The 25,236-nt window shown below is 41.0% G+C and carries 22 protein-coding genes; 11 read left to right on the forward strand and 11 right to left on the reverse strand.

From position 1 onward, the window contains the following. Positions 1-21 precede the first annotated feature (21 nt). From pdsO to H5187_RS04575, 3 genes are read left to right on the forward strand one after another with little or no spacing between them, the layout of a single operon-like run. Complete coding sequence (gene pdsO, locus H5187_RS04565) at positions 22-759, forward strand: sortase-associated OmpA-like protein PdsO (protein ID WP_182762064.1); 738 nt, start codon at positions 22-24, stop codon at positions 757-759. A 39-nt stretch (positions 760-798) separates the two neighbouring features. Continuing rightward, positions 799-2,820 (forward strand): marine proteobacterial sortase target protein, encoded by a 2,022-nt coding sequence (locus H5187_RS04570; RefSeq protein WP_182797585.1) that lies wholly within the window; start codon positions 799-801, stop codon positions 2,818-2,820. Then, a complete protein-coding gene (locus H5187_RS04575; protein WP_145235426.1) occupies positions 2,817-3,413 on the forward strand; it encodes a class GN sortase in 597 nt (198 codons plus the stop codon). Before H5187_RS04570 ends, H5187_RS04575 begins: the two co-directional genes overlap by 4 nt. On the opposite strand, the gene H5187_RS04580 is transcribed toward H5187_RS04575, so the two are convergent. Next, a complete protein-coding gene (locus H5187_RS04580; protein WP_145235428.1) occupies positions 3,305-4,267 on the reverse strand; it encodes a DMT family transporter in 963 nt (320 codons plus the stop codon). The two genes, H5187_RS04575 and H5187_RS04580, sit on opposite strands and share 109 nt — an antisense overlap. 129 nt (positions 4,268-4,396) lie before the next feature. Here H5187_RS04580 and proB point away from each other — a divergent pair, with 129 nt between their 5' ends. The 3 genes from proB (at position 4,397) to gltX (ending at position 7,681) form a co-directional block, all read left to right on the forward strand. Then, complete coding sequence (gene proB / locus H5187_RS04585; protein ID WP_182731793.1) at positions 4,397-5,500, forward strand: glutamate 5-kinase; 1,104 nt, start codon at positions 4,397-4,399, stop codon at positions 5,498-5,500. 261 nt (positions 5,501-5,761) lie between these two features. Next, positions 5,762-6,121, forward strand: coding sequence for a glutathione S-transferase N-terminal domain-containing protein (locus tag H5187_RS04590; protein WP_145235432.1), 360 nt, complete (start codon positions 5,762-5,764; stop codon positions 6,119-6,121). 75 nt (positions 6,122-6,196) lie between these two features. After that, complete coding sequence (gltX, locus tag H5187_RS04595) at positions 6,197-7,681, forward strand: glutamate--tRNA ligase (RefSeq protein WP_182717159.1); 1,485 nt, start codon at positions 6,197-6,199, stop codon at positions 7,679-7,681. A gap of 256 nt (positions 7,682-7,937) precedes the next feature. Here the strand turns inward: gltX and H5187_RS04600 are convergent, their stop codons facing one another. From H5187_RS04600 to lptD, 7 genes are all read right to left on the reverse strand, one after another. Then, complete coding sequence (locus tag H5187_RS04600) at positions 7,938-9,953, reverse strand: methyl-accepting chemotaxis protein (protein WP_149982095.1); 2,016 nt, start codon at positions 9,951-9,953, stop codon at positions 7,938-7,940. Positions 9,954-10,086: 133 nt separating this feature from the next. After that, on the reverse strand, positions 10,087-10,902 hold the full coding sequence (locus H5187_RS04605; RefSeq protein ID WP_182783700.1) for a symmetrical bis(5'-nucleosyl)-tetraphosphatase: 816 nt from the start codon (positions 10,900-10,902) through the stop codon (positions 10,087-10,089). Positions 10,903-11,105: 203 nt separating this feature from the next. Further along, positions 11,106-11,495: a Co2+/Mg2+ efflux protein ApaG gene (gene apaG, locus H5187_RS04610; protein WP_145235442.1), complete on the reverse strand. Its 390-nt coding sequence runs from the start codon at positions 11,493-11,495 to the stop codon at positions 11,106-11,108. Next, complete coding sequence (gene rsmA, locus H5187_RS04615; RefSeq protein WP_145235444.1) at positions 11,479-12,288, reverse strand: 16S rRNA (adenine(1518)-N(6)/adenine(1519)-N(6))-dimethyltransferase RsmA; 810 nt, start codon at positions 12,286-12,288, stop codon at positions 11,479-11,481. The genes apaG and rsmA overlap by 17 nt, the downstream gene beginning before the upstream one ends. Beyond that, entirely contained in the window at positions 12,285-13,277 is a 993-nt protein-coding gene (gene pdxA, locus H5187_RS04620) for a 4-hydroxythreonine-4-phosphate dehydrogenase PdxA (RefSeq protein ID WP_182717156.1), read from the reverse strand. The genes rsmA and pdxA overlap by 4 nt, the downstream gene beginning before the upstream one ends. A 3-nt stretch (positions 13,278-13,280) precedes the next feature. Then, positions 13,281-14,576 carry a peptidylprolyl isomerase SurA gene (gene surA, locus H5187_RS04625; RefSeq protein ID WP_182762070.1) on the reverse strand — a complete coding sequence of 432 codons (1,296 nt, stop codon included), beginning with the start codon at positions 14,574-14,576 and terminating at the stop codon, positions 13,281-13,283. 36 nt (positions 14,577-14,612) lie between these two features. After that, positions 14,613-16,859: an LPS assembly protein LptD gene (gene lptD / locus H5187_RS04630; protein WP_182783698.1), complete on the reverse strand. Its 2,247-nt coding sequence runs from the start codon at positions 16,857-16,859 to the stop codon at positions 14,613-14,615. A gap of 103 nt (positions 16,860-16,962) precedes the next feature. Between lptD and H5187_RS04635 the strand changes: the two genes are divergently transcribed. The 3 genes from H5187_RS04635 to djlA are packed head-to-tail and all read left to right on the forward strand — an operon-like array spanning position 16,963 to position 19,538. Next, the gene (locus tag H5187_RS04635) at positions 16,963-17,967 is read left to right on the forward strand and encodes an aminoglycoside phosphotransferase family protein (RefSeq protein WP_182717154.1); all 1,005 of its coding nucleotides are present in this window, start codon (positions 16,963-16,965) and stop codon (positions 17,965-17,967) included. Next, complete coding sequence (gene murU, locus H5187_RS04640) at positions 17,967-18,638, forward strand: N-acetylmuramate alpha-1-phosphate uridylyltransferase MurU (protein WP_182717153.1); 672 nt, start codon at positions 17,967-17,969, stop codon at positions 18,636-18,638. The genes H5187_RS04635 and murU overlap by 1 nt, the downstream gene beginning before the upstream one ends. 27 nt (positions 18,639-18,665) lie before the next feature. Continuing rightward, positions 18,666-19,538 (forward strand): co-chaperone DjlA, encoded by an 873-nt coding sequence (djlA, locus tag H5187_RS04645; RefSeq protein ID WP_182717152.1) that lies wholly within the window; start codon positions 18,666-18,668, stop codon positions 19,536-19,538. On the opposite strand, the gene H5187_RS04650 is transcribed toward djlA, so the two are convergent. Continuing rightward, entirely contained in the window at positions 19,521-20,450 is a 930-nt protein-coding gene (locus H5187_RS04650) for a DUF3530 family protein (protein ID WP_182783696.1), read from the reverse strand. The genes djlA and H5187_RS04650 overlap by 18 nt on opposite strands. Positions 20,451-20,526: 76 nt before the next feature. Continuing rightward, complete coding sequence (gene rluA / locus H5187_RS04655) at positions 20,527-21,180, reverse strand: bifunctional tRNA pseudouridine(32) synthase/23S rRNA pseudouridine(746) synthase RluA (protein WP_182739817.1); 654 nt, start codon at positions 21,178-21,180, stop codon at positions 20,527-20,529. A gap of 1,485 nt (positions 21,181-22,665) precedes the next feature. Here rluA and H5187_RS04660 point away from each other — a divergent pair. Beyond that, on the forward strand, positions 22,666-23,565 hold the full coding sequence (locus H5187_RS04660; RefSeq protein WP_182717149.1) for a Dyp-type peroxidase: 900 nt from the start codon (positions 22,666-22,668) through the stop codon (positions 23,563-23,565). Between the two features lie 19 nt (positions 23,566-23,584). Here H5187_RS04660 and argR read toward each other — a convergent pair whose 3' ends face one another. Then, entirely contained in the window at positions 23,585-24,052 is a 468-nt protein-coding gene (gene argR, locus H5187_RS04665) for a transcriptional regulator ArgR (protein ID WP_145235470.1), read from the reverse strand. Between the two features lie 224 nt (positions 24,053-24,276). Here argR and mdh point away from each other — a divergent pair, with 224 nt between their 5' ends. Next, on the forward strand, positions 24,277-25,212 hold the full coding sequence (gene mdh / locus H5187_RS04670) for a malate dehydrogenase (protein WP_145235472.1): 936 nt from the start codon (positions 24,277-24,279) through the stop codon (positions 25,210-25,212). Positions 25,213-25,236 lie beyond the last annotated feature (24 nt).

The following is a 25,236-nucleotide window of genomic DNA, read 5'->3' on the forward strand; positions in this document are numbered from 1 at the left end:
TAAGCAAAAAAGGATTACACCATGAAAAAAATGATTATCGCTTGCACTGTCGCTACTATTTTTGCAGCACCTAACTTAGCCCACGCTGACACAGTTGCAGTTAAAGCAAAAGAAACTCATAAAGAAACGGTGATAGGTTTAAGTACGGGGGCAATTGTTGGCGGTATTGTTGGCGGCCCAATTGGTGCCTTTGTTGGTGCATTTGCCGGAGGCTTGATTGGCGAGCAAGAAGTGGCAGAAGATAAAATTGCCGAGCAACAACGAGCTTTAGTTGTGCTGCAAGATAAAACCGATGATTACCAGCATGTACTTGCTCAAAATGCGCAAATGAGTGAGCAGCTCGATAAGCTTGAGAGTAATAACGAACGCCTTGCATTAGCCAAAATGCACAACCTAATGGCAATGACCATTCAATTTAAAACCGGTTCAAGTGAGATTGCCCCGCACTTTGCCAGCCAACTTGATCAACTAGTGAATTTACTACAAAGCCAGCCAGACTTGCAGCTGGATTTAAATGGCTTTGCCGATCAACGTGGTGATGAGCTCGCTAACTTAGCGCTTTCAAAACAGCGAGTCGCAAATGTACAAAGCTACTTAATAAAGCAAGGTATTAGCCATACCCGCTTAACGACTACCGCATTTGGTGAGCAACAAACTGTGGCAGATAGCGATAATTATGAAGAAAACATGTTTGACCGCCGTGTAACGTTAACAACTCGTCCAAGCACGCAGCCGTATAACCAAACCGCGAGTAACTAATCGCCATTTTGCCAAGTAGCCGCCAAGGGAGTGATTTTTATGTTGAGTAAACCAAGCAAAGTGCTGACCCGTAGCCATTTATGGTTACGGGGAAGCCTTTTTACCTTCATCGCGTTTGTTAGCTGTGCGAGTAACGCCAGCACATCGCCAGAACTAACTATGTTCGACAGCAATGGTGCAAAGGCAGCGCCTGGCGTAATCTTAAAAAGTGATGCCACCATGACAGTCACCGGATTGATAAACCATGTCGTGGTAACTCAACATTATCGCAATGAAAACCCGTTTGCTGTTAATGCACGCTATGTCTTTCCGCTGCCCGATGAAAGTGCGGTTCATGCCATGACTATGCACATTGGTGAGCGAGTGATCAAAGGTGAAATTGATAAAAAAGCACAAGCCGAGCTGCGTTTTCAACAGGCGCAACAAGCGGGTAAACAAGCCGCTTTAGTGCGCCAGCAGCGTGCAAACATGTTTGTCACTAATGTGGCAAACATCGGCCCCGGCGAAGAAGTACAAATAGAGCTGCAATATCAAGAAGTGATTGATTATCGCAGTGGTACATTTGCACTACGATTTCCAACCACGATAACGCCGCGTTACCATCCGATTAATGGGGTATTAAATGAAACAGCAGAGGATATGATTGACTCGCAGAGTAATGAGTTATCATCAGCGAGTATTGCTGCCACGGGGTGGATAGCACCGATTTACATGGCCACTAAAAATGCAGGCGCGGTTCAAGGCGAGTTTAAGCTAACGGTTAATATTGATGTTGGCCTAGAGCTGGTGGATATTCAGTCTAAATATCATCGTATTAATACCGAAAATCTGGCATTTGGTCAGTATCAAGTTACTTTAAATGAACAACGTGCCGTGAATCGTGATTTTTTACTGGAGTTTAAACCGCTGCAAAAAGAGCAAGCGCAAGCCGCATTTTTTACTGAGCAGCTCAGTAATGGTGAGCGTTATGGATTATTAATGTTGCTGCCGCCGGATGATCATTTTACGCAGACTCAGCGTCTAGCAAGAGAAATGATTTTTGTAGTCGACACTTCCGGCTCTATGCACGGACAGTCAATGGAGCAAGCCAAAAGTGCACTTCATTATGCGTTATCGTTACTTGATAGTAACGACAGCTTTAATATTGTCGGCTTTGACGATCAAATTATGCCTATGAGCGATAAACCTGTGCCGGCTAATGATTTTAATTTACGCCGTGCTGAGCGCTTTGTATATAATTTACAAGCTGATGGCGGCACTGATATTAAAGGGGCATTAGATGGTGTACTAGATGCTCGTGAGCATCTAGGGTATGTGCGTCAAGTGGTATTTTTAACCGATGGCAGTGTCAGTAATGAAGATGCATTGTTTAAACATATTAGTGCGCAACTAGGTGATAGTCGTTTGTTTACGATTGGTATCGGTAGTGCGCCTAATAGTTACTTTATGCGTCGAGCTGCAGATGTTGGGCGCGGAACGTTTACTTATATTGGCAGCAGTAGTGACGTGCAACCAAAAATGCAGCAACTATTTGATAAGTTAGCTCATCCTGCAATTACTCAACTTGCGCTTAGCAGTGATTTGGCAAATCAAGCTCTTGAATATTGGCCATCGCCGTTACCCGACCTGTATTTTTCAGAGCCGGTGATGGTTGCTATAAAGCTTGATAATAATGCCGGCGTTACTTTAGCGGGGCAAACGGCGCAAGGACCGTTGTCGATAAAGTTAAATACACAACAAGGGCGACCGGCTCATGGAATTGCAAGGTTGTGGGCACGGCAAAAAATTAAATCATTATTACTTTATAACGAGCAAGAGCAGGTTAAAGCACAGGTTGAGAGTCTAGCGCTTGAACATCAATTACTTAGTCCGTTTACCGCCTTTGTAGCGATTGAACAGACACCATCGAGCACTGTTGCTGAGCAGAATGTGCAAGTGGTTAATCAACGACCTCAGGGTCTAGCAATGAGTTTGCCACAAACTGATGGGCAAAGCAGACTACATATTTTACTCGGTTGCATGCTGTTGGCTGGATTTGCAGTGTTGAGACTGAAAAAATGAAAGCAGTGATTGGCGCTATATTGTTGATTGTTGGCTTGGCGTTGCTTGGTCATGGTAGTTATATGCAAGCTAAAGCGTGGCTGGCACAACACCTTATAGAGCAGGCTTGGCAAGTGGCACTGACAACGCCAGAGCAACAAGTTAAACCCTGGTTCTATGCTGATAGTTATGTAACTGCACAACTGAATTGGCCAAGCCAAAAGCAAACCTTAACAATATTAGCAGGAGCCAGTGGCCGTAACTTAGCGTTTGCTCCGAGTCACTTTTTAGCTAGTGCAGAGCTAGGCTCTGAGCAAGCAGGCGTGTTAATTGCTGGACATAATGACACTCACTTTGCTTTCTTACAAAAAGTGAATGTAGGTGAGCAATTTAGCTTACAAACGCAAAATGGCCAAATTGATCGCTATCGAGTGCGTGGGATTGCGGTTATTCATCAGTCCCAGTACGATTTTTTAGCGCATAAAGGCTTGTATTTATTAACCTGTTATCCGTTTGACTCTTTAGCCTCCGGGACTGAATTACGATTATTAGTCTCTGCCGATAAATTGCCATCACCTGCATCGGTGTTATCTATGTCTACTACCAATTCTTGATGACGCTGACTTATCATTACACCTACAAATACCACGCCAATGCTGAGCCATTGGCTAAGAGAAAGCACTTCTCCCAAGATAATTGCTGATAATATTAGGGTGAAAATCGGTATTAAATTTGAATAGGCTGCGGCAGTGAGCACTGACACCTTACTAATTGCGTAATTATACAAACCATAGCCGCCTAAGGTGACGCAAGAGCCTAAATATAAAATACTTAATAATGCGCCAAGGTCGTGTTGATTTTCACTGGGTAAATCAATAAACAGTAAAAATGGCGCAAAGAACAGACTACCGCTAAAACCTTGCAGTGCAATTAAGGTTAATGGTGAGTAGCGAGCAACTAAATGTTTAACTGAAATAGTATAAAATGCAGCGCAGACCATTGCCATTAACTCCAAAAAGTTACCCAGCAATGGATTGGGAGCCTGCTCTGAGCTTGGCGACATTAAAGTTAATAAGATACTGCCGCCAATACAAAAAGTGAAACCAATAACAATGGCCTTACTAATGTACTCTTTGAGCATAAAAAACGCTAAAAGTGCTACGATAATCGGTAAGCACGATACAATAACCCCCGCTTGAGAAGCTGAAGTATATTCCATCGCATGGCCTTCAAATAAAAAATACAAACAGGGCTCAGCCAGCGACATCCCCACCAGATATTTCCAGTCACCTTGATGATATTTAAAGCGAATAACGTAACGCCATAAGCACAATGCCATGACTAAGGTGGTTAACATGCGTAAAAAAATCACCAGTGCAGGGTCATAAATGGCGATCGCGTATTTCAGCGCGATAAAAGAACTACCCCATAAAAAGGTGGCGATTATTAAACATAAACTGGCTGGCATGAAGGTCGCTTTAAAGTGAATTAAAACACGATCCTAGCACGTCAGCACCGTGATTGAATATTTTTAACTTGTTCAAAAATCGATAACTGGTATAAATAAATCCTTCAATATTTTTGTGTAGTAAAAAGCATGCAAAGGGCACAGGTAATAGTGGTTAAGCTGGGAACGAGTGTACTCACTGGTGGAACCGATAAACTCGACAAAGCACACATGGTTGAATTAGTTCGCCAATGTTGTGAATTAAAAAAGCAAGGTCATCAAGTTGTGCTGGTATCAAGTGGCGCGGTGGCTGCTGGCCGAGAGCAACTATTAAAACCCTGCGGTCGTTCATTGATTGATAAACAGATGCTTGCCGCGATTGGTCAAGGTCAGCTTATCCACATTTGGCAAAGCTTATTTGCTTTATATGGCGTGAATGTAGGGCAAATGCTACTGACTCGCGCTGACGTTGATGACCGAGAACGCTACCTCAATGCCCGCGATACTTTAACTGCATTATTAAGTTATGACGTGGTGCCAATCATTAATGAAAATGATGCGGTCGCAACTGCTGAAATTAAAGTAGGTGATAACGACAACCTCTCAGCACTGGTCGCTATATTAGCTAATGCCGACAAATTATTATTACTAACCGACCAAGAAGGTTTATTTACCAGTGATCCACGTACTGATGTTAATGCGCAATTAATTGACGAAGTGGCACATATTGATGATGAGTTACGCCAGCTTGCTGGTGGCAGTGGAACTAGTCTAGGCACGGGTGGTATGGCAACGAAATTGCAAGCCGCTGATATCGCTCGTCGAGCCGGGGTGGAAGTGATTATAGCCAAAGGTGCTGGTAAAAATGTGATCCTTAATTGCATGAGCGAACAGTTACCAGGAACACGCTTTGTAAAGCTAACAGCGCCAAGAGATGGCCGTAAAAAATGGCTGTTAGCTGGACCTAAAAGTAGTGGCCAAATAGTGATTGATGATGGCGCAGTAAATGCTTTACAGCAACAAGGCGCTAGTTTATTAGCCAAAGGCGTACGCGGTGTGCGCGGGCAGTTTGAACGTGGCGATTTGATTGATTTAGTCACCAGTGATCAACAATTAGTGGCCCGTGGGTTAGTACGTTTTAGTAAAGCTGAAACCGACACTATTAAAGGTTGTCATTCAAGTGAAATAGCTAAGTTACTAGCTTTTGATTGCGGTAGTGAAGTGATCCATCGAGATGATTTGGTGTTGTTTTAGATTATCAAGCTACTACATTGTAAAACATTAAAGTCATCCCTTGAGGATATAAATGAATAGTTTAATAATACAGCAAGACTCAAGCTTTTATTCTTTGATGCCGGCCTTTTCACTGCGGTATTGAGTTTTGCTTTATATTTTTAAAATAACGTGGATTGCTTTACCTTTTAGGAGATGGATTCGCGTTCTTTGATGCTATTTTAGCTTTATATTCTGTGCTAAAATCTGTGCCCTTAAATTGTTGTAAACAGGGCCCAGTTGATGAAATTAGTTCGTTGGTTATTAGGTAGTTTGATCTTATTTTTTGATTTTGTTTTTACACCACGTAGTAAAAAACGTCCTGCGGGAGAGCAAGCTCAGCTTGATCAACTCACTGCACAATTTAAACTATATCAATTCAAAGCTTGCCCATTCTGCGTAAAAGTGCGCCGTGCAATTAAACGCGAAGGGTTAAAAGTTGAAACGCGCGACGCGAAAAGTAATGAACAGTATCGTCAAGAATTGCTCGAACAAGGCGGAAAAATAAAAGTACCGTGTCTACGTATCGAAAAAGATAACCAAGTCACTTGGTTATATGAATCAAACGATATCATTGCTTACTTAAATAAAGCTGCAGCTTAATATTCATTTTTCAAGCGCATTTGCTGTGTTAGCATTTAGCGCATATTTTATTGCCCATTGAAAGAGAACATAACCATGACAATTCGTACACGTGTTGCGCCGTCACCAACCGGTGACCCGCATCTTGGTACCGCTTATATCGCCTTATTTAATTACTGTTTTGCTAAGCAGCAAGGTGGCGAATTTGTACTTCGTATTGAAGACACAGACCAAGTACGTAGCACTTCAGAATCAGAACAAGCGATTATGGATAGTCTTCGTTGGTTAGGGCTTGAATGGGATCATGGTCCTGATGTCGGTGGTGAGTTTGGTCCTTATCGTCAATCAGAGCGTAGCGATTTATATAAAAAATATGCGCATCAGTTAGTTGATGATGGCAAAGCATTTTATTGTTTTGCAACTAGCGAAGAGCTGGACCAAATGCGTGAAGAGCAAATGGCTGAAGGCCTGCGTCCTAAATACGATGGCCGTGGTTTAAACCTTACGGATGACGAAATTAAAGCCAACTTAGCTGCCGGTAAGCCTTACGTTATACGTATGAATATTCCAAGCGAAGGTACCTTTAAATTTAACGATTACTTACGTGGTGAAATTGAGATCCCGTGGGAAAACGTTGATATGCAAGTGTTACTTAAAGCCGATGGTTTCCCAACTTACTTTTTAGCTAACGTGGTCGATGACCACCATATGGAAATTAGCCATATTTTCCGTGGTGAGGAGTGGATCAACTCTGCGCCAAAGCTGCTAAAATTATATGAAGATTTTGGTTGGCAAGCGCCGGTGCTTGGTCACTTACCACTATTACGTAACCCAGATAAGTCAAAGCTATCTAAGCGTAAAAATCCAACTTCTATTAATTACTATAAAGAAATGGGGTACTTACCTGAAGCGGTACTTAACTACCTTGGACGCATGGGCTGGTCAATGCCGGATGAGCGTGAAAAGTTCACGCTTGCTGAAATGATTGAACATTTTGATATGAAGCGTGTATCACTCGGTGGCCCAGTATTTGACGTTGATAAACTAAGCTGGTTAAACGGCATGTGGATCCGCGAAAACTTCAGCAACGAAGAGCTAATTCAGCGCTTTGTAGATTGGAAGTTTAATGGGGCAATGCTTGCTAAAGTATTACCAGAGGCGAAAGCCCGCATTAATACCCTATCAGATATGGTTGATTTAGCCGGTCATTTTGTCGGTGGCATTCCAACTTACGACCCTGCGTTACTGACCGCTGGTAAAGCCGATGAAGATGTAATTCGCCAAGCTTTACAGTTCTTTATCTGGGAGCTTGAGGGCTTACGAAGCTGGGAAAAATCAGCAATATTTGCTATAGCTAAAGCGGTGTCTACTTTCCATGAGCTGAAGATTAAAGACTTTTTAGAGCCGATATTTGTCGCTATTACTGGCAAAACGTCTTCAACATCAGTACTTGATGCAATGGAAATATTAGGCTCAGATCTATCGCGCGCACGTTTACGTGTAGCACTTGCGCATTTAGGTATCTCTAAAAAGCAAGCGAAGAATATTGAGCGTGCGTATCGCGAGTATCCTGCTGCATAGGTAAAGTAATCTAGCTAAGCTTGATGATCATTAAAAGCCGAACTTTATTAACGTGGAGTTCGGCTTTTTTGTGGAAAAATAATGGAGTATTGCCAACAAGCAAAGCTAGTGTGTGGACGATGAAATTATAACAGTTGGCTGTTCTCACGCAATTTGTTAGCTCAGCAGTGAAAAGTGGGGTATCGGTGGTTTATTTTTTCGAAAAAAAAGCCGTGTTTTAAATCAACACGGCTTTGTTGTTTTAATTTGCTTTGCCCTAGACTTTGAACTCATCTACAGACAAGCGTAACTCTTCGGCAAGTTTAGCGACCTCAGAGCTTGATATATTAGTCTGATTAGCTCCTTCAGCGGTTTGTTCAGCAATGGCTACGATAGACTCAAGGCGCTCGCTGATCTCTTGTGAGACTTGTTGTTGCTCTTGTGCTGCGGTCGATATTTCTTCACTCACATCATGTGCTAAAGCAACCGCTGAGGTGATTGAATCCAGTGCTGCGTTGGCTAGGTCTGATTGTTCAACACAAGAATCAGCTTGTTGCTTGCCTTTAGACATTGCAGTTACGGCTGCTTCAGCGCCTGTTTGCAATGATTCGATCATGGCTTGAATTTCTTGAGTCGAGGCTTGTGTTTTACTAGCCAATGAACGAACCTCATCAGCAACAACGGCAAAACCACGACCTTGTTCACCGGCACGTGCTGCTTCAATAGCTGCATTAAGTGCTAGTAAGTTAGTTTGATCCGCGATACCACGAATAACATCAAGAATACTACCAATCGAGGCGCTATCTTGATGAAGCTTATTAATGACTAGTGAGGCTGATTCAACTTCACGAGCTAGCTGCTCAATGGTCGATTTATTCTGGCTAGAAATACCCTTAACTCGTTCAGCTTCTTTATCGGCATTTTTGATTTCTTTAAGTGCCTGTTGTGCGCTATTACTCACCGTTTGTGAGGTACTGCTCATTTCTGTTGTCGCTGTTGCCGCTTGTTCTACCTGTGCTTGTTGATTACGAATTGCTTGGCTTGATTCACCGGTAATAGCAGACGTTTCTTCTGAGGCCGCAGCAAGTTGTGTGGAACGAGATATAATGCCTTTGATCAAGCTGCGTAAGCTGGCGATAAGTGTATTACAACTACGCGATAGCTCACCAAATTCATCTTTAGCCGTATCATCAAGACGTTGTGTCATATCGCCACTAGCAACAATATCAAGAATGCGGTTAACTTCTGCAAGTGGTTTAGTAATGCGATTAACTGTTATATAAGCCACTATTATAGCTAGTAAGGTAGCACTTATCATACCAACCCAAGTCCATAAGTTGGCTGAGTCGACGTCGATCCTAACTTCTTTTTGTAATTCAAAAGCAACATTACTCGCTTGAGCGACTAACTCGTTGAGTTGTTTTAATGCAGTTGCCGTAGCTTGCTCTGCCTCAGTAAGTTCCGTTTCAGTCATTGCGATCACATCAATTAAACGCTTTTTATTAGCTGAAATACTATTGTTGCCGAGAATGTTATCGCGAATAGAGACAAAGTAGTTGTTTAGATCGTTGTATAAACCCGGCTCAGCGGCTTCAACAACCGGTTTGAGTAGCTTTAAACTACGCTCAATTTCTTCTAAATAATAAAGCTGCTCATTTTTGACGATATCTAAGGTATTTTGGGTTTTAACTGTCAGCATGTCAGTGCTGTTAGTCACCAAAGATAAAAAGTTATTTTCTAATTTATTAGCTGCTTGATAGGCTCTGCTATCACTGCTTTCTAAACCATCAATATCGATAATATCCAAAACCACAGAGTTAGCATCTTCTGCAGCAAGCTCAATAGTTTCTAACTGTGCTCGTAATGATTTATTGAGTTCTAATTGAGTTTTTTTATCTTTTAATAAATCTTCTACTAATTTAATAAAACTTTTGTAAGTTCGTTCCACGCTTTGACTACTTTGATTTAGTTGAGCATTGTCACTGACAACTTGTCGTAATTGCGAGTAAGATTTATCAAAGCGTTGTTTTTGTTCGAACACTGATTTTTCAATTGGCGCAAGCTCTGCAGCTGAAGTGGTATAAAAGCTTGCTTGGGCAGCTTTACTCATTAAGATAAACTCAACCTGAAGTTCAGAACTTTGTTCCAGTGCAGGCAATGATAATTGATTTACTTGCTGCGCTGAATTATTAATATTTGCGATTCTGAACAGTGAATTACCCCCAATTAAAAGAAGTAATAAGGTGATACAAATAAAACCACCCCAAATACGCTGGCTGACAGTTAAGTTCATATAAAAATTCCATAAAGAGAGTAGCAATTAGACTTTATCGGCTTTATTGCGGATAAGTTAAGTAATTAAATTTAATTACTTTTAACATTTATAACTTTAAATCTAACAGAAGATGAGTTTTTTTTCAGGTTATTTAGATAGAATTAGCTGAATTAATGCTGAATAATTGTTTGTTTTTTAATTCTAGCAAGGTCATAGCTCCACCCCACACACAACCAGTGTCTAAAGCGTAGATATTTTCATGATCGGTTACACCTTCAAGAGCAGCCCAATGACCAAAAACAATATGTTGTTTAAAAGTTGTAAATCTTGGGTGCTTGAACCAAGGGATCATTGCAGTAGCGTTAGCAATACCACCTTTATAGCTTAACTCTAATTGTTCATCAAGGGTTAAAAATCGCATTCGAGTAAAGTAATTTATAATATAACGAAACCGCTCAAAGTCATTGAGTTGTTCACTCCAAAGGCTAGGGTGCTGCTCATACATATGTTTGAAAAAATCGCGCGCATTCTCACCTTGATAGCAGGATTCAGCAAATTGAGCATGTTGCAGAGCCTGCTCAATGGACCATGCGGGGTTGAGACCGGCGTGGCTAATAAATACCTGTTCTTTTTCAAGCCATAAAGCAAGTGGTTGCTGTTGTAACATGGCTATATAAGCAGGTAGCTTTGTGGAATCAAGCAGGGCGGTGAGCTTGTCTTTAGGATTAGCGGGTTTATCTAACATGTAATTGGCAATCAGGTGTAAGTCGTGATTACCCAAGGTAACGGTGATGCTATCTTGATGTGTATATATATAATCTAGGCAGGCAAGTGAGTCGGGGCCGCGGGCGACAATATCGCCCACTAAATAAAGGTGATCTTTGCTTGGGTTGAAGTCAACTTGCAGCAACAAAGCTTGAAATTCTTTATAACAACCTTGTAGATCACCTATCGCATAATTTGCCATTATTTAACCTAAATTCGGGAGAATAAATCTATCTCCTGTGGCTATTTTCAACGCTAACTGCGTTGAATCTACTTGCAATAGGCCAGCTATTGACGCGTAAATTCGCCTTGTTATCTCTGAAAATCTCCGACAGGACAGCTTAAAGGCTAGTTATATCATTAAATCAATGCGTTAATAAATATCTTAACCCGATTTCAGGTTATTTAATGTAAAATATTAGGCAGTGATAAACGAAAAACATTAATAGGTGCATCAAACTCTGTACCGAACTCATTCTTCAAGGTGTAATAACCTTGCATCGTTCCTACGGGAGTATCTAGCACTGCACCACTGGTATATTTATAGCTTTCACCAGGACCAATAGTTGGTTTTTCACCGACTACGCCTTCACCTTGTACCTCGATTTCTTTACCATTTGCATCAGTGATCAACCAATAGCGGCTAATTAACTTTGCGCTGCATAGACTGTGATTTTTAATGGTAACGGAATAAGCAAATACATATTTATCAAGTTCAGGTTGTGATTGACCCTCAACATAAAATGTTTCTACCGATACTTTGATGGGTGAGCCCAAATTACTGCTTGTTGTCATAAATCCAATTAGCTATATCAATAAATTGTTGTAACGAAAGGCTTTCAGCACGCAACGTGATATCTATACCAATGCTAGTTAATTCATCTGCGGTGAGTAAATTAGCTAAGCTGTTGCGCAGTGTTTTGCGGCGCTGATTAAAGGCCTCTAAACACACAGTGTTAAGAATTTTAGTACTTTTTGCTGTACGTTGCTCTGGCTTTTTCGGTATTAAACGAATAACGGCAGAATCAACTTTCGGTGCTGGTTTAAAACACTCTGGTGGTACTTCGATGACAGGCATTGCATTACAGTAATACTGTGTCATTACACTCAAGCGACCAAATGTTTTACTACCAGGTCCTGCTACCATGCGTTTTACCACTTCTTTTTGTAGCATAAAATGCATATGCTCAATGTTGTCGGCAAACTCGAATAAATGGAACAGTAACGGTGTTGAAATATTGTACGGTAAATTACCAAACACTTTTAGTTTGTTGCGGTCAGCTTTGATCAAACTTGAAAAATCAAATTTCATTGCATCACCTTGATGCACAGTAAGCTTAGGCCCTAAAAAAGGATGCTCAGTTAAGCGCTGGGCTAAATCTTTATCTAGCTCAACAACCGTTAAGTGGCCACTTAGCTCACTTACCGGTTCAGTGATAGCACCTAGACCAGGACCGATTTCAACTAAATTATCTTCAGGTTTAGGATCAATCGCGGTGACGATTTTATCGATGATCATCTCATCACATAAAAAGTTTTGCCCAAAACGTTTGCGGGCGCGGTGTCCTAAATGTACTTTATCTGTCATTGATTTTGTGCTTTTTCATGGGCGAGCTTAATTGCTTCGCGGATCGCTAATTCAAAACTACCAACATCAGCATCACCAGTACCGGCTAAATCGAGCGCCGTACCGTGATCAACTGAGGTGCGTATAAACGGCAAACCAAGGGTGATATTAACCGATTTGCCAAAACCTTTGTATTTTAGCACAGGTAAACCTTGATCGTGATACATTGCCAGCACAGCATCAGCTTGTGATAGATATTTGTCTTGGAACAAGGTATCAGCAGGCAATGGCCCGATTAAATTCATACCTTCACTATTTAGCTGTTCAATGGTTGGGGTGATGGTGTCAATTTCTTCACGCCCTAAATGGCCATCTTCACCCGCATGAGGGTTAAGCCCACAGACTAAAATACGTGGTTTTTCGATACCAAATTTAGTTTGTAAATCATGGTTTAAAATACCCGCAACTTTACTTAAACGCTCACTTGTAATAGCACGTGATACATAAGCTAGTGGGATGTGCGTGGTCACTAGTGCAACTCTTAAGCCTTCAGTAGCTAACAACATCACCACATCAGGGGTGTTTGATTGCTGGGCAAAGTATTCGGTATGGCCGCTAAATGAAATACCAGCTTTATTGATAATACCTTTATTAACAGGGCCAGTTACAACCGCAGCAAACGTACCATTCATATTTTTTTCGCACGCGATACGTAAAGTATCGAGTACGTATTGGCCGTTGGCATCATTTAATACACCCATTTCAACTTCGGCACCTAAATCAACTTGGTGCAGATAGACACTCCCTGCTGGAGCGATTGCTGCTGCTGCGTTTTCATCAAATGGAATTAAATTGATTGTTAAACCAAGCTGTTTGGCTCGCTGTTGTAATAACTGCTTATCAGCAATCACAACCAGCTGCGCAGGCCAATCATGCTGTGCAAGTTGCAACAGTAAATCTGGGCCGATCCCGGCAGGTTCGCCGGGAGTAATTGCAATACGTAGAATCATTGGTTATTCATCAATTGGGAAAATTTCAACATGGGCTTGCTCACGCATTTCTTGCTGCCAGTTAAAGCTTTCTTCTTTAAATTTACGATTAAAGAGCATGCCATGAGCACGGTTACGTTTAGCTAGTTCGGTTTTATCAGCAATGCGTTTGTCTAATAGCTGCACTATATGCCAACCAAATGTGGTTCTAAACGGGTCACTGATCTCATTTTTATCAAGTGATAGTAGGGCGTCTCTAAACTGTGGCACATAGGTTGTAGGATCTGTCCAATCGTACTCTCCACCTTTAAGTGCAGAGCCTGGATCTTCTGAATACTCTTTAGCAAGCTCACCAAAATCAGCTGTACCTGCGCGTAACTCTTTGGCAAAACCATTTAGCATATTGCGGGCTTTTTCTTCACTTAAGATAATTGACGGCTTGATTAAGATATGGCGAGAACGAACTTCAGTTGTTTCAACAACCTGGCGACCACGAATATCTTGCACTTTAATGATATGAAAACCAGCGCCAGAGCGTAGCGGGCCGATAATGGCATCTTTTTTAGTGCCTTTAACTGCTTCAGCAAATAATGACGGCATTTCATTGATACTCATATAACCTAGCTGACCACCTTCAAGAGCTTTTGAACCACTTGATGATGAAATAGCGATGCGTTTGAATTCTTTACCTTCTCGTAAAAATTCGATGACTTTATCGGCACGAGTTTTTGCATCAGAAATTTCATCTGCAGTGGCATTATTTGGAATATCAATGAGGATATGACCAATGTCATACTCTTCCGTATTTTGACCTTGGCTTTCCATTATTTTTAAAAGGTTATCAACTTCTTGCGGGCTAATATAAATACGACGATCTACGTTTGCGCGCATCACTTGTTGAGTAGTAATTTCTTTACGAATTTCTTCACGATAAGACTGGAAACTCTCGCCTGACGCTTCAATCGTACGGCGCAAGTCTGCAATTGTTCCGCCTTGTTCTTTAGCCATACTAACCAAAGTTTGATCCAGTTGACTATCAGAGATTTCTAACCCCATACGCTCGGCTAATTGCATCATCAGCGCTTGATTTACTAAGCGCTCCATTGCTTGAATGCGTAGCGTATCATCCGAAGGTAATTCTTGTCCTTGCTCTTTGGCTTGGGTTTTTACACGGTTAACTATGGTGTCAACTTCACTTTGTAAAATAACCCCTTGGTTTACAATACCAACCACCTTGTCTATTTCAACAGGGGCTGCGAAAGCGCTTTGGTATAAACCAAGCGTCAAAAATGCTGATGCTAATAATTTTTTTAAATTCATACTTTTTCTAATACTCTTGCTAATAGTACGGTAATACTAGTTATTAAGAAAATACGGTCTACGATAGCCAAAAATACCTTGTTGTAATAATTTTTGTGCATCATAACGGCTTTTACTACCTAACCCTTTTAAGACAATATTAAACCCAATGCTTGAATCAAAAGTGGCTTGTTCTTGGCCTATCGCTTGATTTAAATCAGTTGCGATTTGGCGACGACCGGTAATTTGAAAGGCCCAACAGCAGGATTCATATTGCAATCCGCTGAACACCTCGACACTACGACCGCTTTCTAAATCGCGGTGATAGCTACTTACAAACTGCCATTGATCACTGAGCGGAATGCTAGTAAAAAAGCCAACTTGTTCGATTGTATTGCCTGAGACATCATTTGCATAGCGATGGTTCAATTGTACCAGCTGATTATCGTCACCTTTATAATCTAAAGTCACATTTGACTGGATAATCTGCTTTCCATCGGTGTCATACTGAATTCCGCCTGATAAATACCAGCGGCGGTGCCAATGTAACATGGTTTGTGCGGCAAACAAGGCATTATAGTTGGTATCTGAGTTTAACCCTTGTGATGTTGGCTTGGCAGAGTCACTTAAATAAAATATTTGACCGGCACTAAAATTAAACAATTCTTCGTTTTTATTATTAAATAAACGCGTGGTTGCACCTAATGTAAATTGATTCGCTGCGGCTATACGATCAACGCTTGAGAAGCGACTATCACGGAATAAACCAAAAAAATCATCTTGTAGTTTTGTCGTATCGTATAAACCTATATCGGATTGATCTTTATTTGGTGTATACAAATATTGCACTTGTGGCTCTAAGGTTTGAATCCCATCATCAGCGAAGATAGTGGTATCACGCTCAAAGTTTAATTGGCTGTATAAACGCACTTTAGGCAAGGTACGTGAAACTGATTTAGCATAATCGGTATTAGCTAAATCACCTTCTTGCTTATAGTTAGTGTGCAGTACGCTAAATTCAGATAAAAACGACCAAGCATGCTCTTGATAACCATAACTTACTTTGGGTTCGATGTGCACCCGAGTGGCTTTTTCTATGATTGCCGTATCATTAGTAAAGTGGCTCAGTTCACCGTCTAGGGTCAGTTCAATATCCTGAAAACTAAATGGTGCTGTTTGTGAAAAGCTAATTTGTGGCCATGCCGCATACGATTCAAGATGATCACCGAGCACTTCAAAGTTTTGTACTTTAATATCTGTACGCCAAGTATCACCTAAGTGTGATAACGAGCCAGTACGATACAGTTGGGTGTCAGTACGTGTTGCGTAATTAGAACCCAAATCAGTGAGATAGTTATCATCGCTGACGTTGGTTATATCAACATTTGCACGCCAGTTTTCGGCAAAATAACTTTGTTGTTGCCAGTGAAATAGAAAGCGCTCTTTGAGTTCTGGTTCGGAGTCGTCTTTGTCAAGGTATTCAAGTGCTACGAGACCTTCATTGATATCACTTAAATAACGAAACTCGGTTTGCAGCTGTAAGCCTTTTTTAGACATATAGCGAGGTGTAATCGTGGCATCAAAGTTTGGTGCAATATTCCAATAATATGGAGTAACAGTTTCTACGCCGTAGCGATCTGAACTGGAAATATTGGGTGTTAATAAGCCTGATTTTCTTCGATTATCAATTGGGAAAGTGAAATAGGGTAAATAAAGTACTGGCGTATCCATAATACGTAATACCATATCATGGGTTTCGCCCCAGCCTTCTTCACGGGATAATAAAATTTGTTCAGCTTGAATTGCCCACACGGGCGTATCGCTTGGACAGGTAGTAAAGCTTGCGTTCAGCAGATCTAAGCCAGACTTATTAATGGTGAGCTTTTCTGCACCGCCGTGTGCTTGTTGATCCGTCAGCTTATAATCGGCACCAAGTAGGCTGATTTCAGAACTATTTAAATCAGCATTAAGACCTGAGCTATTTACTTCACTGATAGTGTCACGGTAAGTAATAGGGCCAGTTGCATTAAGTAACCCACGCTGTTTGTCAATTAGCGCACTTTGTGCGGACAAACTCATAGTAAGGGTGTTAATATCAACATTACCGGTAAATTCTGCGCTTTGGGTGCCAAGCAGTTCAATATCATCTGAACGGATATCGATCATGCCTAAGTCAAGGCCAGCAAGCGGTTGCCAAGCTCTGGTTTGCATTGAATTGCCACAAAAGTTGTGTGTCAGTTCAGTTTCGGCGAACGATGGTGCGCTGATCACACTTAGCATCATCATGCCCCAGGTTTTGCTCATTTATTAACCTTAATATGCTGTCGTTGGATGTAAGAATGACATAATAAAGGAAAACAATGGCAAATACAGTAATTGACTTAGTGAAAAATAGATATCTTGTAAAATGAATCGTTATAAAAGTTTACAGCAGTTTTTAAATCCGCACTTCGAAGATGAAGTATACCAGCTAGCTGCGATCACCGGAGACGCCAGCTTTCGTCGTTATTTCCGCCTAAATCGCGGTCAAGATAGCTATATAGTTATGGACTCAGATCCAGCTAAGCTCGATAACACTCCTTATATAGAACTCAACAAAGTTTTTTCTGAGCATGGTTTCAAACTACCAAAAATATTACATGCTGATGAAAAGCAAGGGTTCTTCTTATTAAGCGATTTAGGCAACACACATCTTGCTGATATGCTGGATGATAAAGAACGTATCAATCACTATAAACACCTTATAAAACTTAGTGCACAATGGGCAAAAATGCCGCCTGTTGAGCACATGAAAGATTTTGATCGGGCATTTTTAGAATTAGAACTAAGTATTTTTTTAGAATGGTTGGTAGAGAGATTTTTAGAGCTAGAAGTTACTGCTGCAGAACGTAATTTATGGCAAACGAGCTGTGAGTTATTAATTGAAAATATACTCGCGCAACCTAGCGTCACCGTACACCGTGATTTTCATAGCCGTAATATTATGCACAGTGAACAGCAATGGGCAATTATTGACTATCAAGATGCCGTGCAAGGCCCGGTATGTTATGACCTGGTATCGTTACTGCGTGATTGTTATTTTAAACTTCCTCACGATGAACTTGAATACTTACTTGAGCATGCATTTGCTGAGTTTGAGCAACAGGGCTTGCTCAGTAACATCAGCTTTGCAACCTTTAAACAATGGTTTGATTTAACCGGTATTCAACGCCATTTAAAAGCGGCGGGTATTTTTTGCCGGTTAAATTTACGCGATGGTAAACTCGGTTATATGGATAATGTATTACCGACACTGCGCTACATTAGTGATGTGGCGCAAGATCATTCATCGTTGGTGGAGCTGGGTAAATGGATCAACAGTAAGATTATTCCTGCTACCTTAGTCGCACTTAATAAAGTGCCAACTAAATAATGAAAGCGATGATTTTAGCCGCGGGTCGCGGTCAGCGAATGATGCCACTTACCGCAGAATTACCTAAACCTATGTTAAAGGTGCAAGGAAAACCATTAATCGAGCATCATATTGAGCGACTAAAAACAGCAGGGATCACTGATTTTATTATAAACCTTGCTTGGCAAGGAGATAAGATCCGTGCTTACTTTGGCGATGGTAGCCAGCTTGGAGTACATATTGAGTATAGCCAAGAGCCTGAGCAGGGATTAGAAACTGCAGGTGGTATTATTCAAGCATTACCTTTGCTTGGTGAGCAATTTATTGTTATTAATGGCGACATATTTACCGACTATGATGTTAGTTCATTACTGCATATTCACTTAGATGCGGGCGAGGCACATATTGTGTTGGTTGAAAATCCAGCCCACAACCCAAATGGTGACTTTACGTTGCGTCATCTAAGCGCAGATAGCCCCAAGTATACATTTTCTGGTATTAGTCGCTTTCATCAGCAATTTTTTGCAGGAATTACAGCGGGTACTCATCGCTTAGGGCCATTATTAAAAAGTAAATTGGCTGAGCATGTTGTCTCTACGGAGCTGTACATAGGTAACTGGGACGATATCGGAACTCCAGAACGATTAGCTCAATTGAATGAGTTGTTGATAGAGCAACAAAAAACTCATTAAGTAATTCACATATAATAGGAGCGCCTCATGTGGGGTAAAATTTTAGGTGCCTGCTTTGGCTTTATGTTTGGGCGTATTATAGGCTTATTTATAGGCTTATACCTGGGCCATATGTTTGACAAGAGTTTAAAGCAGAACTTTGATAAAGCCGGCGGCTTTTCAAGCTTATTTAAAGGCGATGATGATATTAATCAGCGCCAAGCGTTATTTTTTACCAGCTGTTTTGGAGTAATGGGGCACATTGCTAAGTCAAATGGCCGCGTAAGCGAAACCCACATCCGTGCTGCCAGTTTATTTATGGATGAAATGGGACTCACTGGTGATGATCGCAAAGAGGCACAAGATGCGTTTAAAACGGGAAAAGACGCTGATTTTTCATTAAAAGAAACTGTTTTCGATTTTAAAGAGCGTTTTGCTCGTCGCCATGATTTATTACAACTGTTTTTAGAAATTCAAATCCAAATGGCGTTTTCTGATGGGGTGTTAGCTGCGCAAGAAAAGGAGCTACTCCAAGAGGTAAGTAAGTTATTAGGGATCTCTAAAACTCACTTTGCATTTGTACTTAAACGTTACCAAGCTGAATTTTCATTTCGTCAGCAACAACAACGCTATCAACAGCAGCAACAACGTCAACAAGGGCAAAGCAGCAGTTATCGTGAAGGCTCAGGGCATCATGTACCGCCAAATAGTGGCATGAGCCGTACTCAAGCGCTGGCTTTGCTGGGGCTAAATAATGAGGCGAGTGAACGAGAAGTAAAAGTAGCGTACCGTAAATTAATGGCGCAGCACCATCCTGATAAATTAGTTTCTCAAGGTTTACCTAAACATATGATGGAACTGGCAGTCAAGAAAAGCCAAGATATTCAAGCCGCTTACGAATATTTAAAAAAGGCGGCGTAAAAACCCGTCTACTTCTTTGGTCAAGCGCTCATGTTGCTCAGGCTCAGAGCGCAAACCAAACAGCTCACGTTGGCGGTAATCATATTTACTGTGACGTTTAACCCAGCGTTTTCTATCCGCCACACTCAGCAGTAAGTCCGGGTTATCTATGTTGTAGTAAATATCCAATAACGGCGGGCTAATAGTCGATATAATCGCGTTAAGTTGTTGGTTACGTTTACTGTTTGGTAAATAACTGCTAAGGCTGACAAATGCATCTATGTTGGTATTTGGATATTCGCCATAGTGTTCGAGCAATACTCCCGCAGAGGCACCTTGTGCAATAACAACAATTTTCCCATCTTCATCCAATGCACTTTGATACAACGCATTAAAGCGTGCAATTAAGTTGAGTTTATAATTATCTATTATCGCATTGCTTATATGAGCGATAGCATCAACATGTACAACAGGAGTGGCTGTGTCAGCTGATGGTTCGCCATTGTCTGAACTTGTAGTTTGCTTAGCCGCTGCAGGTTCAGTTGTTTCACTTTCATCCGCAGGTGGCGCTGCCTGCCAATCAATATCGGGTACCGTCATGGCAATTGTGGCATAGCCTAAATCGTTAAGTTGCGTGCGTAAAAAGTTGAGCCCGTTGTTATTGGTAGGTAAGTGTTGCCAATCAGGGATAATCAATACCACACCGCGCTGCTGGGCACTCATGTGTTGGCGATATAAACTTAAAAACTCAGTATCACCAGCGAGTAGCGGTTTTAGTTCATCTTGCGGCATTAGGCGTGATAAATCATTACTGCTGATTGTTGACCATGGTGTGGGTGCAATAAAGTCGGCTGCTTGGGCTGGCATGGCCAAGAAAGTCCCAGAAACCAAACTAATTAATTGCCATACTTTAAACTGTTTGCCGATAGCCATATAAACCACCACGATGAATCAATAAGTTGTTATCGGCGTGTACAGCAAAAAGTTTAGTGTGATTTTAAGCTCGTAATTAAAACTCTGGCTCAGCTTCAAAAGTCATAATTTGTGCTGTTCCCGGGTGAGTGAGCCGTAGCATTTGTGCGTGCAATTGCAAGCGCGGGGCAGCAGCCAGTGCATCAGGGTGAGCATAGAGCCTATCGCCTAAAATAGGGTGTCCCAATGACAACATATGCACACGTAATTGATGTGAGCGTCCGGTAATAGGGGTAAGTTCCACACGAGTGGCGTGCAGCTCATGCTCCAGTACAGTGTAATGAGTTAAAGAGGGCTTCCCCTTGTCATGATCAACCATTTGCTTAGGGCGGTTTGGCCAATCACAGATCAGCGGCAAATTGACTGATCCCGTTAATGGCTCTAGTTTACCGTACACTCGTGCAACATAGCGCTTTGCAGTTTGGCGTTCTTGAAACTGCATACTTAAATGACGATGAGCCGCTTTATGCATTGCTAAACAAATAATTCCAGAGGTTGCCATATCTAAGCGGTGAACTATTTTTGCCGTAGGAAAAACACGGTTAACGCGAGCTATCAAACAATCGGCGTGTTTAGGATCTTTTCCCGGCACAGTCAAAAGTTCACTGGGCTTGTTGACGATCAGTAAATCATCATCTTGAAATAAAATGGTTAAATACGGATCTAATGGAGGATTGTAGTTAATTAACACGGCCGACCTCAATGATTTATGAGCGCGCTATTTTAGAGAAGTCATCGCTTATACACAATCAATAACGTATTAGATTAGACGCGAGAGTATTAATGAGCGAGTTAATTGGCAAGTAGTAGTTAAGCAGAGGGTATTTTTGGGCAAAAGAAAAGCGCGAACTATCGCTAGTCGCGCTTGCGGAATCTTCTAATTTTTTGCATCCTGCAATTGAACTTAATCAACTCCTAAACTTTACTAATCCATGTGATCACACTGTTACTTATTCGTTCTGCGTGATATAGGCTATCCGTGCCTCTGTCCTATGTGCTTCCTTTTTATCCTTTTTGGTAATCTCTATTACCGGTCCTTTACGCATCGTCCTGATGCTATCCCTTAGTTAACAGTTCCATTGTGATACCCTTCAGGGCCTGTCCATCTGTCCGCTTTTATAACATCCTGTCTAACAACTCTCTTGCGAGCCCTGTTGTTATTCCTTTTCGCATCATCTTGACGCTGTCCGTATATTTACTATCCTTAGTGCTACTCATCCTGAGCCTGTCCGTGAATCCATTTTTTCCTAACGTAACCTTTAATTCGAGGTTTATGAGTAATCATTCCTTGTCCGTTTACTCATTTAAGCGTCACTGCTTAACCGATGAAGTAAGTATAGAGAGTATCTGCAAACAAAATAGGCTAAAAATAGTAACGAAAATACAGTCATTATTTTGAAATTTAATAATAGTTATTATATTTCATGTGGTTAGTTTATTTTTAGACTTTTTTTATGATGCTTTATACTCAATAGCTGTCATAACCGTGAGATATATCGCACAAGTGATTTCCATTATGGGCGTGGTTGCCTTTAATAGTGGATGTAATTGTAGTGTTGCTTAGACGATTTCTAATCGTATATGGTTTAAGTTTATTGCATATATCCCTTAAATGATTAAAAACCAATATCTATTAAGGCGCTTTGTAATTCTTTAAAATAAATGCGACTTGCCGATAAATAAGCGGCTATGAATTGTGGGGAAATTGCTCAACAAGACACGTTTGAGCCGCTATTTAGCGCTTCAAGCTCAAAGGTAGTTGCAGAATTTCTTGGTCAGGGCATATACTTAGGTGCAGATGTATTAACAGCAACTGAATATAGTAATGCTTACGGGGGCTGAGTCATTAGTTACTTATCGTCGAGTAAAGCAAGTTGGGTAACTTTATGTTCGCCCATACCATCTTGAGTTAATACCTTTTCAATCACAAGGCTGTAGTGCAAATACGGTGACTATTTTAAATCATCGTTTTGTTGTTCTGCATTTTGTGTATAAGGTTATGCTCGATGGACAATAAATTGAAGTTGCTGCTTAGTTGGGCCAATCATTTTAGCAAATGAGTAGGTGACAATAAAAATAACACCACACACGGTTAACTTTTTCGCAGATTAAGTGTTTTAGTATTTTTAATTTCATTAAAAACGCCGTGTATGAGACTTTGAGTTAAGGAAATACCATGGCGCAAGCGCAATCTGGAATTTGTGCTGAAGCAAACTTGCACGGTTTACATTTGTTTTTTAATGTATTTGATGGCCACGATGAGTCATTACGCAAAAAATTAAAATACGTTAGCGCTATCCAAGATGAGTTTTCAGATCAGTTTTCTGAATCGATGCTCTCCAGCCTAGTTGCTGTGGGGGCACAGTACTGGCCGCACATTCTGCCTGAATTTCTGCCTAGTGAATTACAGAGCTTTCCTAATATTACTCATAATGATCATATTATGGGGGCTCAGCCTTTTGATTTATTTGTCCAAATTCGTTCCGATAGGGAAGATGTAAACCATTTATTTGCTTTGCAAATTCTCAAGTTATTTGCCCCCGATGTTGAATTGGTTGAGCAAGTGCGAAACTTTCGATTTTTAGATGGTCGCGATTTTAACGGTTTTATACTCGGTGGTGACACTCCTCATGGTCGCCAAAAGCGCATCACAGCGTTAATCAATAACCCCAACCATTTTGAAGATCAAGGCAGTTACGTACATATACAGCGCTATAAGCATGATTTAAGTGTGTGGCAAAACCTACCACTGAGTGAGCAAGAACAAATAATGGGACGCACTCGCTTAGATAATACCTTGATTATGCCAGCGACTGAAAATAGTCATGCTGTACGCACTGAGTTAAAAGATGAGCAAGGGCAACCACTGCAATTAAATCAAAACATGCCTTATGGTGACGTTTACGAACAGGGTATATTAGCGATTAGTTATGCAGCACAGGGAAATGCATTTGAGCAAGTATTACGAAGTCGATTAGGTGATGGCGATTGCTACGATCATTGGCTTGATTTTACTCAAGCCGATATGGGGTCTGCGTTTTTTGCCCCATCAATTAACTTTTTAAAGCAGCTGTAAAAAGTTTGAATCGGTAGACTTATACCGTATCAAATAAAATACGCACGCGTTCAAGAGTTACATCAATTTCAGATACTTTAGCTGGAGCGATAAAAATAGTATCGTCACCAGCAATGGTGCCTAGTACGCCATCTGCTTTACCTAATGAATCTAATAGTCGAGCAATTAATTGTGCAGCTCCTGGGCTGGTTCGAATAATGATCATCATTTCGTTATGCATTATATCAATCACTAACTGACGTAATGGGCTTTTCGCTGTAGGTACGCCCATTTCAGCAGGCAAACAATAGACCATTTCTTGTTTGGCATTACGAGTGCGTACCGCGCCAAACTTGCTTAACATCCGCGACACCTTACTTTGACTAATATTATCAAAGCCTTGCTCTTTTAGGGCGTCAACAATCTCACCTTGTGAACCAAAGTTTTCTTCTTTTAAAAGTGCCTTAAAGGCCTTTACTAATGCTTCTTGTTTATCTTGTGGTTGCATATTATAGGTTCTTATTCATAAGTGATGCGCTAATTGTACACAATATTGCATACTTATGCAGTAGTTGTTTGCTTTTGCGATGGATTTTAGTGCTGTAAACCAGCAAGTTTACAACTATGGTCTAAATTATATGTGAAATAAGCAGGATAAATTTGTCTTTAGTCGTTAATTTCATTATCTTTAGAGCCACAAATATTTCCTACCTCAAATTACGGAGAATTCCAATGAAAGTTGCTGTATTAGGTGCTGCTGGCGGTATCGGCCAAGCGTTGTCTTTATTATTAAAAACAGGCTTACCAGCTGGTTCTGAATTATCACTTTATGATGTTGCTCCAGTTGTTCCTGGTGTTGCTGTTGATCTTTCTCATATCCCAACAGACGTTAAAGTTGCAGGCTTTGGTGTTGATGCACTAGATCAAGCGTTAACTGGTTGTGATATCGTTCTTATCCCTGCTGGTATGCCACGTAAGCCTGGTATGGACCGCGCTGATTTATTTAATGTTAATGCTGGTATTATTAAAACATTAGCAGAAGGTATTGTTGCTAACTGTCCAAAAGCATTAGTGGGTATTATCACTAACCCAGTAAATGGCACAGTGCCAATTGTTGCGGAAGTATTCAAAAAAGCAGGTACTTACGACGCGAAACGTGTTTTCGGTATTACCACTCTTGATGTGATCCGTTCAGAAGCATTTGTAGCTGAGCTTAAAGGTGTTGACGTTGCAACTGTGAAAGTACCAGTAATTGGTGGTCACTCAGGCACAACAATCCTTCCGTTACTATCTCAAGTTGAAGGCGTTACTTTCACTGATGAAGAAGTTGCTGCGCTTACTCCACGTATCCAAAATGCAGGTACTGAAGTAGTAAATGCAAAAGCGGGCGGTGGTTCTGCAACATTATCAATGGGTGCTGCTGCTGCACGTTTTTGTATGTCTTTAGTTAAAGGCTTACAAGGTGAAGACGTTGTAGATTACGCTTACGTTGCTGTTGAAAATGGCGATGCTGCATACTTTGCACACCCAGTACGTTTAGGTAAAAACGGCGTAGAAGAAATTCTTTCTTACGGTGAACTAAGCGCATTTGAAGAGCAAGCTAAAAACGACATGCTTGATACGCTGAAAAAAGACATCCAAGAAGGTGTTGATTTCATCAACGCTTAATTGCTAAGTCGATTGATAAAAAAA

This window comes from Pseudoalteromonas sp. SG44-1 (assembly GCF_014164315.1).
In the GTDB taxonomy this organism is placed as follows: Bacteria; Pseudomonadota; Gammaproteobacteria; order Enterobacterales; family Alteromonadaceae; genus Pseudoalteromonas; species Pseudoalteromonas rhizosphaerae.